We start from the raw sequence: 13,676 nt of genomic DNA on the forward strand, positions 1-13,676 counted from the left end.
TCCTTATCTCAAAAATTTGATGTTGTACCAGACCGACTTGGCTTCAGCCACCGCGTTGTAGAAGTCAAACTTAATGGTCGTCCCCGCCGGAATCGGGTAGACAATTCCGAAACTGTTCCCCATAGAAACCGACTCGGGAAGTTCCTTCGCATAAATGGTGCGGCACACCTTTTCAGTCCCGATCATCAGCTCCCAGTAATCGCCGACACAGTAGTGGCTCGCAGCAAATGCAATGCTCAGAAACTCTGTGTCATACGCCAAGGTGAACGTATCAGACTTGGTGGTCTTGGCCGCCGGAATGTCCAACATCTGTCCCCGAATGAACGGGATCGTCTTTTTACTGAAGTGTGGGTACGGCAGCTCGCGCACTTTGTCGATGACGCCACCCGCGATGTAAGATACATTAAATGCCATGGAACCACCTCCTACATGTTATATACGACTTACGCTCGTTCCAGTTAAGCGTCCTTCGTCATCATAATTTAGACCAATATTGTAAGTGAACATCGACTCTCCACTCGGATCATATGTACGGGCCGTCACCTGCGTTAGTCTGAAATACTTGTAATAATCATAATCCGGGTGGGAATAGCCCACTCCGGAAGGAAAGTCTTCCTCATCCTCTGAGCCAAACTTCATCCAGATCGAAACCTTCCATGCCGATTCATACAAGAGGTCTGCTCCAGTCACCCTGTCCGGGTCCTGCATGTGCTCCCGATATAATGTAACGGAAGGTTCACCTTCAAGGGGAGAAACATTCGAATTGGAGATACTGCTATATTTGCGAAGCTCCCGGTGGATTAGATCCAGCACGGGAAATACAATATTTTCATTCACAATGCCGGCCATTACACCATCACTCCCTTTCTTGCCCACATCATATCAATGACCTGTAACATGCCACGGTCAACCGAATAACTGGTTTTAATACTTTTAATCGTATATACAGCTCGTGTGGTGGTCGTTTTATCCGTCACAATAACGTTGTCGAGCAGATCAAGCGCAGGATTCGCAGGAATGGACACCTGTAGCGTACGGCACATCCGTTTCATATCAAAAAAAGCTCGTTCTGCCACCTGTCTCTTGGCTTCAACCGTCTTCGCCCAAGGAACGGCCAGCACCATGGTTCGGATTTCTCCTTTGAGTTCGAGCAGAATCTCCTTGTCCACGAAACTGCTCTGACTATCATTCGAGTCGATAACAACAATGTGGCTTCTTCCTCTGGACCAATCCGTGGATTTGGTAATGGAGATCAGATTGTCATTCTCGGAAAACTCTGCCACGACCGGTTTGTCATAATTCAGGCGCTCCAGTCGGTACGTACCATAACGGTCACAATAGCTTCGATAGGGAATCTCCGAGATCACCTCCTGAACAGCTTCCGTAACTTTGGCAGACCATTGCTCAAACGTCCTGCCATACTCCTCAATAAATGGATTAAGCCATCCGTTCGGTGTCAGCACAGTGCTTGCGTCCTTGACTTCAAACTCACCTTCCTGACCCGGTACGGGGACAATGACCCTGCCCGTCTTTTGATTCACTTCAATCAGATAGGTCTCGTCAATCACGTAGTCAGGATAAGAGCGATCCTCACTGGTTGCCCGCCAACCCACCATACCCGCATGTTTAACCAGATCTAGTACAACCGTTGATTTGACCCAAGCCGGCTTTTCAAATTCTACAGGCTGAGCTGGTGTTGGTGTAACTGCCGGGGTGGAGGTTGCTGTAATGGTCCAGCTTGCCGGATCTGCGAGCATCTCCTGATAATAGGTCCATACCTTGTCCACCCAATTCTCCCGATCTTGACTCCAGGTCATGGGAGCAATGTCTCCACCATTGTGGAAATAAAGTACATCGGCTTTTGAAGTCACTTTTTTACCTCTGGAAGCTAGTGCTTTGGACATCCGTTCTGCTCCGCGCTTCATTTGCTCCTGAATTCCCTTGTAAAGGGGATTGCACTCGCTTTTACTAGGACAGCCATATCCAAGAATAAAGCTACCGTTCTCATCTTTACCCTTACCTTGTGTTCCGAGAACGGTCTCGTGCCTGCATATCGCAAGCAAAAACTTATGATCAGGTACACCATACGCTTCAGCTTGGGCCTGTGCGGCCTGAATTATGGATGATGTCCGGTCCGTGCCAACTGCTGCAGGCGGCACCGGATCTGGCACATTATCAATCTCATCTACTTCTGGATAAGCTTTTTTCTCGGAAATGACTTTCTCGATAATGCGCTTGTACATATCTCGGGCCGTAATCTCCAGCGTGGAGCCTTCGCCATTGATGTCCACCTTGTCAATCAGTCCAGTAAATACCCGCATCATGTGCTGACCATATCCCATATATATGCGTATCGGTGTATTTTCACTCAGCACCCCGATATGGAATCCGTTTGCGAAATAAGACCATGGAGACGGCACACCCCCAAGCTCAGGAAAATGAGCAGGATTATAATCCGGGGAGAAGAATCCTCTCGGATTGGAGATGGTCAGCCGTGCTTCCCTGGCTTCAGAATCAAACTGATCATCGATTTCGGCACTAATGATATTGGGAAGAACCTGCGTGTCCATATAGACAAAAGACCCGACCTGAATAACATCCGTCTCTGTCCTTCTATTATTGATAAAATCTCCGTAGCTGTTCGTTTGATAATATCCTTTAGACGGATCGAGCCCTTCTTCACTCTTTTGATTCTTCAACGGAGCAGGTAACAACTCTTGTATGCGAATATAATCAATGGCGAATTTTTTATACTTCTTACTCGAAGCAGGAACAGACCCGGTTGGGACAGTGGGGTTTTGTTTGCCCCCATAGGTCACCTTAATCTTGATACTCTTGGCTTTTGCAGGGATCACAATATTATTCAATTCCGTGAGTTTGGTCAGATCATATGCCCCGTTAAACTTATTGACAAAGGCATACGTTTTACCATCAATCACCACAGCGAAAGAATCCCCTTCCACTTCACTAAAATTAGTCCCCATTCCAATACTAAGCAGCCCTTGCGTAGGCATACTCAGTTTCGTAACGTTAATCTCAAATTCAGCTACGGCAGCTTTGCCTTCAAAGGTGTATAGCAACTTGCCTCCTGAATCAAACATAGTCCAGCCCGATTCAATCTTGGCATAATCCAAAAATTTCAATCCGATTGTATAAACGTTTTTCTCATGCCAGTTTCGCTTGTCGAACTTCTCATTCAGTTTGATCTCTCCAGGATATCCTTCGACCTGAACCGGCTTTATATCAGTAAATGTTGTTTTCGCATTTCCGTGCAACTTGCGCTGTCCCTTGAAATACAATTGAGGATTAACTGCCTTACCACCTTCTCCAGTTCTCGTTGTTGGATTGACTCCTTCCCAAATTTCAAAATGTAGATGTCGTCCCTTGCCCACCGCACGTTCAGCCGCAGACACCTTATGACCACCGGTATATACGCCACCCGTATTGCCTAGTGTTCCAATGACAGCCCCTTGAGCTACTTCATCATCCACCGAACAGAGTATCTCTTTTAAATGGAAATACTTAGTGATTACACCGTTTGCATGTCTTATATTTACGGCATTACCAGCACCCTTTGTTTTACTATAGGATATTCGAACAACCTTTCCAGCCCATGCAGCCAAAATCGGCGTTCCAATCTCATCAAACAAATCAATACCTTTATGAATTCTTGTACCTTTATCACGAGGAGAGCCAAAATTATCTGTAACTGTAATACTATCAATCGTTTTACCCTTAACCGGAAAAAAAATCTCCTGAGCATTCGCTTGAGTCGAACCGTTATATATACCATTACTCGACTCATCCACCCAAACGGATTCTGTACTGATGATGGGTACCTGCTCGGTTACGATATGCCTGAACTCTTCTGTCCGTCCCGGGATAAATGCCAGCCGATCTACTTCGACCCGGATATTGGGAAGCGCTCCTTCACCCAGCTTCAGACGCTGGGATAGCACATTCATAACCTCATCCGAAATTGGAATCATATTGTAATCTCCCCCTTACTTGAATCGCTCGATGGTCCATTTCATGAATCGGTCCAGGAAAGCTACGGCTTCAGCCCGGGTCATAGCGGAATTCCCAAGGAACCATACCTCTGCCTGCTCTGTGCCATTTGTAGGTCTCCCCATATCTGTTACTATCGCTGCACCATCCAGCTTGTTATTGATCGGAATGCCAGCAATTAGTGGATCATTGTTCGCAAATGTTTCGTCTTCCATTTCTGAGACGGCTATTTTCCAGAAGGCATCCTTGTTCTGTACAACTCGCTCCTCTTTGTCCCGATAATAAATGGCCGAATCTTTGCCGACGTCTGCGAACCTTTCGCTCACATCTTTGAGATAATAGAATGTCACTTCGTCGCCTTCTGAGAAAGGTTGATTAAAAACAACCGTGTGGTTGTCAATTTCCGAATAAGTCGGTGTTTCTTGGTCTTTATCTTTTTTTTCGTCTTTAAATTTCACTGTAACTTTAAGTTTCTTTTTACCTGCTGGATAATTGCCGTTAAGTCTAAAAACCCGTTGACCTTGAAATGCCGTAATAGGCTGATTAATCTCCGTCGTTGGTGCTTCCATGTCCGTAAATCTGGCATAGAACACCTTGCGTAACTTATTAATCAGATGAAAGGCTTCTCCCCGTTGTATAATGGCATTAGGAAAGAAACAATTGTTGTATGCTGGTTTGAGGGTTGTCGCTTTGATATCTTCACTCTTGAATTTGTTATTCTTCGTCCAATAATTGAACTTGCAAGTGACACCGTTCAGATTAAAAGGAAGAAACACCGATCCCCCCGGGCTGACACAATATACATCCGTTCGGTAACCAATAGCCTTTGTTGCAATTTTGGTTACCGCCGCGGCATCCCCCTTGGTATCACCCCATACCTCGGAAGGAATACTGAGTCTGCGAAGCGGTTGGCCTGCTGCATACAAATATTCCTGATGATTACGACTGAATGGATCGTAGAAATAGGTCGTCGCTGCACTAAGTTCAGCTCTGGGCAGATCTCCAGTCCAGGAGACGGGCGGCCTTTTCCAAGCACTGTCCAGCAACGGTTCACCATAACTACAGAAGGACACCACCTGTCCTGCTTTTACACCCGTATACAACTCCACATCAGTTAATCCCTTACTATTGGTTTCAGCCGTTTGGTAGATCGTTTGAACACCATCAATAAACACATACAGTGGATTGTCATCTGTTGGTTTAATCAGCACAGGCAGACTAAATGAGGTTTGCCCCGCTTTCCCTTTGATTTCTTCATATACAAAAGGCTTGCCTTCCTCAAACTTGTTATAGTTGATTCCGGCCACAAAGACTTCACCATCTTCCAAAACCATATTCGTGGCTTCCATAACATCGTTATAGAACCAGTCCCCTTCGTTTACATCAACCCATTTTCGTATGATAAACACCTCCTATCTTTAGAATAGACAGAAAAGAGAGTAGGTCACCCTACTCTCGAATTGTTCGTTCCAGCAAACGCTTAGTACGCATCAGGAAAGTAACAAACTCTGCTCTGGTTATGAAGTTTTCCGGTCTGAAATATAGAATGGGTGTGCCATCCAATTGTGTTACAACCGTCAGTCCCAAATCAGCCAAGCGTTCAATGGAATCTCTTGCCCAGTGGTCCTTCCCTTCTGTCGTCTGTAAATCCTGAAACTGTATGGCACTCTTACGGTCATAACCATCTTTTTTGATCAGGGTCATGGTCAATTCGACCTTGTACCCCTTCTGATCTTTATCCATCGTATCCTGATGGTAGAAAATAGGGTCAACTTTGATGGACTCTACTACACCAACATAAATATTGCCCTTCTCATCATAAAATTTGTGTGTCCAGCCTACGTACATGGCGTAGTCGTGATAGGATTGTTTATCTTTAAACAAGATGTTAATGATGGCCTTGTACGAAGACACGCCCATCTGATGAAAATGTGAGGGAGCATTAATCATTTTAATTTCCCTCACTTGTGGATTGGGCGAAGGTGAAGAGTACGGATCAATAATTCTTCCGTTCACTGGCTCAAACTTCATGCCTGTATCTACATACAGCTTTCTTTTATACCGGTCATTAACTAAGCCAAACGGATCTTGCTGAGTCATATCAGATTTCCTCCTTACCTATTTTATCTGGGGATATGATTGCTTCCCATTCTTGCACCTACATTGCTGGCCATTCGGTTTGCAATACCAGGACTGTTCTGCCGTAGTGTCTTGTCCAACGTAGATGTAAGTCTCTCCACATCTTTTGTGCTGCCTGTCATATTATCGATGTTCACATGAACCGTAACATCCCCCGAGCCAACCATCACACTTTTATGTGTATTGTTCGTCGTCATGTAGTCAAAGTAATCCATGACCTTAAGACCTGCTGGAATGTTGAATGAAGATATCGGTTTATCCATTTTTTTGCTAATTTCATACAAATTTTTGGACTGTTCTACACCCAATGATTGGATTTGTTTAAAAATCTGCATATATTCATCCGAGCCCGGTTTAAACACACCACTATTCAACAGATTCTTCCAATCTTGCTTGATCGAACTTATTTGTGAGTTCATTTCAGATGCACGGGATTTGTTCAATGCAATTAATTCTGGTGCATCTTCCTTACCCCCATTAGCCGCAAGGAGATCATACATTCGTTTATCATAATCCAACTGCGTCAACTCAAACTGATCATTCATCTTGCGTCTAAGCTCATCAATCTGGCTGTTTTTAACACCATTCAGTTCAAGCTCTGATTGTGCCTTCTGCTGTTTCTTCTCATTGATCTCCAGGCCCAGCTCATCTTTATCCTTACCTTCAGCCATCTTGTCGTACGTCTTCTGTAAATTTGCAATGGCCTTATCGAAGAACTTGATATTCTCTTGCAAATATTTCTCCATTAGCGCACGCATCTGACCAGAATCTTCGCGAACACCACTAATCAACAGACGGGATCGAGTGACTTGGTAATTGGTTTCGTTATCACTTGTCGATTTGTTAAGCTGCCGATTAATCTTGGCGATCATTTCATCAATACCATTGCTTTGCGGCTGAGGCCTATAACCGTTAGCAATAGTTCCTATTCCGCCCGCAGCAGGAATATACTGCATTTGAGGTTGAATGTATTGTATCTGCGGTTGTTGTTGTTGCTTGTTGTCCCCAGGCGGTTTTCCAGACTCTTTATCCATTTGAATCTGGGCTTCTTTTTTCTCCTGCTTGTAGTTGTATTCCTTGCCCAGTTTCTTCTCAACTGCATCTCCGCCATCTTCACTCCAAACCGCCTTAAATCCCTTCCAGTAATCCCCGAACTTGTTATTGGTAGCACTTTTTCCGAATATTGAACTCATTGTGCCAGACACAGCGGCATCCATCCCCAGGTTTAACCCTTTCCACACTTTCCCTACAAAAGATGACTGCTCCATATCCTTGAAATCTTTGGCCAACTCTTCTTTATTGGTTGCGCGAATACTCTGCTTCTCCGCTTCTGACTTACCCATGTTGTTTAATGGATCGACAAGACCAGAGACGACATCCATAGCGGTCATCGCTAACCCAAGTGCTGGTACAGCTTTTAAAGGCCTCAATAATCTCCCGCCGGATTTGACTAATTTCGAAAATTTTCCGGGTGTTTTAATCCCACGGGCAGCTTGCTCCGCATTGATGTCACGCTGAGTAATCGAGTTGCCTTGTCTATCTCGAAGAATATTTCCATCTTTATTACGGATCGGGGCATTGCTATCAAAAAATGCTTTGCGATTGCCTGTATCTTTCATATCCTTAAATCTGGAAAGAAGGCCTCTTTTGGGTGTGTTTTTATTCCCTTTTTTCGAGTCGCCCCCCGGATTGAATTCATCCATTATCGCGTCTTTCATGACATCTTTGATCAGGTCTTCATGACGAGCTACAAAGGTTTTGTTCTTGGGTTCTTCCTTGTCATCCTTAACAGGGGATCCAGGGGATCCAACGCTTCCTGCACCTTGAGTAACTAATAATCCTCCTGGACCACTCATCATACTCGCGAGCTGAACCTGTTCAAGTTCCTTCAGTTTGGATATGTATGCTGTAGCATCGATCATGCCTTGTCTAAAAGAAGCATTTAACTCATTGACTTCGGTTCTCAATGTGGAGAGAGCGTCATTCAATAGAGTTGACTGTTTACGCAGCTTCTGGATCTCGGATTCGTAGCGCTGAACATCGGTTGAACCGTATGTAAACTCAGCATTAAGGAAATACAACTTGTTTCGTAGTTCAACTGCATCCAGGTCCATGTCATCCATCGCCATCATCAAAACTCTAGCTTGGTGTTCAAGTTGCATCATTGCTCTACTCGTGTCATCCAGCTCTCGCCCAAGAAACTCAAGACTTCGCTTCGTCTTTGCAATCTGAATATCGAGTGAATGCATTTCTTCTCGCAACAGAAGAAGTTCTCGACTATACGTTTTGACTCGCTTCTCAGCTTCGTCACGTTTTTCTGCATGAATGGGAGAAGCCGCTGTATCCCCATTTTGTATAGCCTGATTGTACATTTTATGTTGATGATCTCGGTTAGTCCGTGCCTGAAGTACATCATCTTGCTTGGAGGCGGCCCTACTTTGAATTTCTGTTCTGCGATGTTCCAGCGTCTGCAGACGACTCTGCTGTCTGCCCATTTCTTGCGCTACACCAGCACGTTGCACATCCGTGACTCGAAGTGGCTCGGGAACATCGCTCCCCGTATTTTCGACTTTCCCTGGATCCGCATTTGTAGCACTGTATCGCTTCTGATCGCCTTCATTCATCACTTCACCGAACTTATCCCACGCAACCTGAACTCCGACTTCATCCATAATTCGGTTAAGCACTTCCATATGATCAACAATGCCACCCGTACGATCTCCAATTAACCGCATGACTGCGATAAGATAATCGCCCAGCTCGGCAAATTCCTCTTTCAACCCTTGCATCGCCTCATGTGTTGCAATCTGAAATGCGATTTCGATCTCTCGTTGTCGGAATTGAAGGTTGTCTCTGCTTCCAGTGCGCTGATGGACCGACGCGTTTGCATCCGTAGCCTTCAATTGTTCAGCAAGAAGATCGAATCTAACTCGATTCGATGCAAAGCCCTGCTGAGGATGATCTCCTTTTGACTGAACCAACAATCCAGCCTTGCTAATCCAGTTGGCTAATGCATCCTCTTGTGCAAGCGTTCCATCAGGGTTACCAGCCATTGGAAGGGTCTGACGCATCATATCCATCAAGTCCTGAATGCCAACATCCAACATCGTTGAAGCTCTGATCATCATGTCTGTGACTTGGGACAGATCAAAGCTACTGCTTCCCCATGCCGGAGTAACAGCTTCCAGACCTGTTGCCGTCTGTTCTACATCCATATTGCCCACTGAATGCAGCTTGGCTACTTCTTCAGCAAACGCGACAGCTTCAGATGAATGATCATAATTACGAGAACCAATACGATAGGCAAGACCTACATCTTCCTGATCCATACCATGTTTCAGTGCAATTCGTTGCAGATTTTTGACCGTTCCGGTTTGTGTGAATTGCCCACTGCCATTTGTAGTCCCAGACGATCTAAGCTCCAAATTTTGGTCGGCCCGGCTTATCTGTTGATCCATCTGCTGCGACGAGTCAAGGGATTTCTTAAGTAATGTTGTTGAATACCCCTTGGTTTCACCTGCTGAAATATATTTCATCGTATTCATCACGGAGTCTATCAACCCCTGTGAGCCAGCTGCAGATACATCCTTCATTTCACTGAACGCTCCACGATAAAAGTGCTCCAAATCGGTCGTCAGTGTTTCAATCATTTGCGACTGCATATCACTTCTGATTGTCTCCACTCGTCTAATCAGTGTGCTAACGCCTGAAGGGGAACTCTCTTTCAGTACTGCGTTTTGTCCAGTTAATTGATCCTTATCCGTTAATATTTCTTGTGTTAAGGAATGTTTATCTCCTTGTCCTTCTGTTTCAGTCAAAAGAATCACCGCCTTTATGCATAAATCCCGTTCTACCTTCATTTAGGCAAAACGGGATATCTCTCTCTTATCCTCCGAGCGCTTGTGCAAGCATACCGATATCATCTTCTGATATCTCTGCGTAATCCTCGTCATTGAAGGTTCTTTTACGTCTGACGGTCCCATCTTCTTCGACTTCCTCGCCCCCACCGCCACCGAACATGCGAAGAGGTGCTGTCATAAGCTCAACCTCAAATTGAATATATTTCTCGGCTGACTTGCACAGCTCCGCAACCTGAGGGAGTGTGTACTCCCAAATCTCCCACTTGTTCAGCCCACAGTGTTTATGGAGGGTGAAGAAGATTTCTCCCCAGTGAACAGGTTCCTGTGTTTCCGTATCACGGATTTCGGTTCCCTCCAAAGACTCCCCCTCGGTGCGTTCTACTTTTTTAAACCATTGAGTCCAATGAGCATATCAATGACTTTGCGAGCTGTGTTCAGATCAAGGTACTCATCCAGATACTCTCGATTGATGATATACTCACCATGCTCATCTTTGGTCACGATATGTGGATAGTTTTTGAATGCCATTGCCAATACATCAAATAAATCCTGCTGCCGCTTTTCATCCAGTTCATCATTCTCAGTCGGAATGAAGTTAAGAATAATGGCATCGATATTCACCGTTTTTAGCAACTTCATCAGACGGCGGGCATCCTTCAGGTTACATGGCGGAATACGATATTTCCGTCGATCCCGCAGCGTAATAATCTCATCATCTTCAAAGAATGCACGCTCAGCAGCTTCCACTTCCTCCGGAGTCACCCGTTTGTTTTCCGGATCATCTTTGATTCGTTTCGCCGCTTCCTCATTCAGCTTTTCCGCAAGCTCACGCTCGGATTTTTCTTGTTCTGTTTCCATGAATTTAAAGACCTCCCCAGGACATTCTCCCCCATATAATAAAAAACCTGGCAAGGCAAGGCTCTGTGAAGGGGAGGACACAGATGCCGTTTGATACCTTGCCAGGAGCAATCAACCTTATTTAGATATTAGATCTTGCTTGGTGCGCTGAAGCGTTTGATACTTCCGATTTTTCCGTCAGCACGTTCAGGATCAAGAATCTGCAAGGAGATTGCAGAAGCAGAAGCGGCAGCGCGCTGGGCATTGATGCTGAATGTACCTTTTGCACGGCACATGTACAGCTCGGTTTCAACACCTGCATACGAACCATCTTTTTGCTGGAACGTACCGTGATGAATGACAGAGATCGGGAATGGTACTTCGTCAACCAACAGATCAACCATGTCTACAATTTGATCTCGCTTGTAATTCAACACAATCTCTTTACCGATATGGACCGCATTCAGGATGACTACACCATTTGCTTCGTCGTAGAAGAACGCATTGGGTTCCACGGCCGTTCCTTTCGAAGTGAGTTGTTTCAACAACGTGTTGGAATCTTTGAGACGAACCGTGATGCCACCGTTGCTTCCATAGATTTCACTCGCATGCTTCGGTTTGGCTTCCGCAAATCCAGAATTGGAAACGCCTGCAGCCACTGTAGACTGCTCATTCAGCACCCATACATAAGACTTCACTTGCTCTTGTACCGTTGAACCCATCATCAGCTGGATCGCATCCAGATCGAATTTAGCATCTGTTGCCGATACTTCGATCGATTTCGACTTCACCAGTACATCAATGGCGAACAGACCGTCACCACCAAAGATGTCCTCAAGCTCCACGTTAAGGTCAATTTTCAGATCTTGCAGGGTGCCCAGGGTAACTACCTCAATTTCGCCCATCGGATCTTTTGGAAGGCGTTTAGCCATAAACGTACCTACACCTTTGATAATCATTTTTTTAGCCATTGAACAGTCCACTCCTTAGGATAGTATGTATTTTTAGCTACGGAGACTTGCTTAAGCCGGGATCAGGTTAAAGGACTTGATGATCGGGAGATCCATTTCGTTTAACCCGTCTGGCTGTTCGCCGTCTCTGCTTTTTATAGTGTAGAACGCTATCTTCAATCCCTAACGATAATGATCAAAGAAAAGACCCCTACATTAGAGGGGCCATTCTGTTTGGCAAAGCATCTATAATTTGCGCTACCTGTTCTGCACGTTCCTTGATCTCAAATTCATCGGCAGTAACCAGATGAACATGCGAGCAATATTTGCCATGCTCATAGATTCTCTCGGGTGTAATGAAGACAACGTCAGCAACAGCTTCCATCTTGTGTTTGTGCTTCTCGTACTGATCCGGATCAGTCAACGAATCAAATACGACTAGATCAGGATATGCTGTCTCGACAGAACTTGCCAGCCGGCTATCGTTCACCCAGTAGATCACGCGATCACCCTGAAACAGCGTACGGACATTCTGGCCCACACGGGCTACGACAAAGTTTGGAAGCTCCGGATATGGATACTCCAAGGCATCAACCTGATAGAACTCATCACTGGAGTTGATATATATTACATTGTAGCCTACTTCCGCGAGTGCTTTTAACAGCCGTTGTGGTCGACGCCCGAATCGTTCACTATGGAAATCGATCGCAGGCAGATATACAATCGTTGTATCCGTGTTTGGGGTGTATGTCGTAACATTGAACTCCGTCGCGTCAATCTCTATTTCTTCAAGCTCAATTGTCGGTGTAGTCGATTGGCTACCAAACATTCGTTTAAATATCTTTTTCATTTTTCATACCTCCTATGACCTGATTAATCATCTTCACGGCATCCATTGCCCTGCCATCCCAACTATTAGACTTAGCCACCCTTACTCTTGCCGCAATTTTGGAAGCACTATTCTCACGAATCGCTTTCTCCAACATCAATCCACAATTATGCTGATTCATAAAGTAAGTTACATCGCTGTACTTATGAACAATTTCCTCCATACGCGTTGTCAACACAGGTTTGCCCGCAGACAAATATTCATAATACTTGATCGGATCGCAGCCACGGATCATCTCTGTCAACTTAAATGGCACGATACAAACATCGAATTGAGCAATGTAGGCGGGAAGCACTTTATAATCTTTGTGCGGAAGACAAGTCACATTGGGATGCACAATATTTTTTTGATAGAGGGCATTGTTTCCAATCAAAACAACACGATAACCTTTATCTGCAATAGCGGTAATCAGCGAATAATCCACCCACGATGCCATTGCACCGTGGAAACCCACAATCTTTTGCCCATCATGAACATCGGGTAAGTCGGCCGGTTTGGGCAGAATTGTCCGCGCTTTCTCAAAATGTTGGTAATCTGCCCCGTTAGGGCACATAAAGATTGGTTTGCCGTCATGTTTATGTGCCTCGTACATCACCTTCGCAGTCGTCGCAATAAGATCTGCACGGTCAAAACATTTCGGGATGTAGGATTTCCACACAGCAAACTCATCAGCCGAATTATCAAGGTAATCAAATACGGTAAAATCAAACTTCCGTCCATCCGAATAATTGTACTGACCTGGATTCGAGAACCAGAGTACCTTCTTTCCTTTCACCAGGTGATCGTAGTTCACACCTTTTTGCACAAGGAACAGATTCTCATTTAACTTTTCAATCGGGCGGGTCTGCTTTCTGTACGTTTCTTCATTGATAAATATAGCCCGTATACCTGGAATATTAGAGAAGGCGGTCATCAATTGCTGCGGACGTTGGAACAAGAGGTTCCAGTCAAGTGCAGGCGGGTAAACAATGGTCATTTCTATACTTTCAAAAA

The 13,676-nt window shown here is 45.0% G+C and carries 11 protein-coding genes; all 11 read right to left on the minus strand.

The window, feature by feature from the left end:
- Positions 1-3: 3 nt before the first annotated feature.
- Entirely contained in the window at positions 4-414 is a 411-nt protein-coding gene (locus MKY95_RS21755) for a hypothetical protein (RefSeq protein ID WP_036607796.1), read from the minus strand.
- A gap of 18 nt (positions 415-432) precedes the next feature.
- Positions 433-849 (minus strand): hypothetical protein, encoded by a 417-nt coding sequence (locus MKY95_RS21760; RefSeq protein WP_036607798.1) that lies wholly within the window; start codon positions 847-849, stop codon positions 433-435.
- Complete coding sequence (locus MKY95_RS21765; protein WP_036607801.1) at positions 849-3,989, minus strand: M23 family metallopeptidase; 3,141 nt, start codon at positions 3,987-3,989, stop codon at positions 849-851. Before MKY95_RS21765 ends, MKY95_RS21760 begins: the two co-directional genes overlap by 1 nt.
- Positions 3,990-4,004: 15 nt before the next feature.
- Positions 4,005-5,357, minus strand: coding sequence for a hypothetical protein (locus MKY95_RS21770; protein ID WP_155985032.1), 1,353 nt, complete (start codon positions 5,355-5,357; stop codon positions 4,005-4,007).
- 100 nt (positions 5,358-5,457) lie between these two features.
- Positions 5,458-6,108: an S-layer homology domain-containing protein gene (locus MKY95_RS21775; RefSeq protein ID WP_036607803.1), complete on the minus strand. Its 651-nt coding sequence runs from the start codon at positions 6,106-6,108 to the stop codon at positions 5,458-5,460.
- A 23-nt stretch (positions 6,109-6,131) separates the two neighbouring features.
- Complete coding sequence (locus MKY95_RS21780) at positions 6,132-9,965, minus strand: hypothetical protein (RefSeq protein WP_339194376.1); 3,834 nt, start codon at positions 9,963-9,965, stop codon at positions 6,132-6,134.
- Between the two features lie 67 nt (positions 9,966-10,032).
- A complete protein-coding gene (locus MKY95_RS21785) occupies positions 10,033-10,365 on the minus strand; it encodes a hypothetical protein (protein WP_235200726.1) in 333 nt (110 codons plus the stop codon).
- Between the two features lie 20 nt (positions 10,366-10,385).
- The gene (locus tag MKY95_RS21790; RefSeq protein WP_036607808.1) at positions 10,386-10,865 is read right to left on the minus strand and encodes a hypothetical protein; all 480 of its coding nucleotides are present in this window, start codon (positions 10,863-10,865) and stop codon (positions 10,386-10,388) included.
- Between the two features lie 128 nt (positions 10,866-10,993).
- The gene (locus MKY95_RS21795) at positions 10,994-11,815 is read right to left on the minus strand and encodes a hypothetical protein (RefSeq protein WP_036607809.1); all 822 of its coding nucleotides are present in this window, start codon (positions 11,813-11,815) and stop codon (positions 10,994-10,996) included.
- A 190-nt stretch (positions 11,816-12,005) separates the two neighbouring features.
- Positions 12,006-12,644: a hypothetical protein gene (locus tag MKY95_RS21800; protein WP_036607811.1), complete on the minus strand. Its 639-nt coding sequence runs from the start codon at positions 12,642-12,644 to the stop codon at positions 12,006-12,008.
- Positions 12,628-13,659: a glycosyltransferase gene (locus tag MKY95_RS21805; protein WP_339194383.1), complete on the minus strand. Its 1,032-nt coding sequence runs from the start codon at positions 13,657-13,659 to the stop codon at positions 12,628-12,630. The genes MKY95_RS21800 and MKY95_RS21805 overlap by 17 nt, the downstream gene beginning before the upstream one ends.
- Positions 13,660-13,676: the final 17 nt, after the last annotated feature.

The organism is Paenibacillus sp. FSL P4-0176, assembly GCF_037975265.1.
GTDB classification, from domain to species: Bacteria; Bacillota; Bacilli; order Paenibacillales; family Paenibacillaceae; genus Paenibacillus; species Paenibacillus amylolyticus.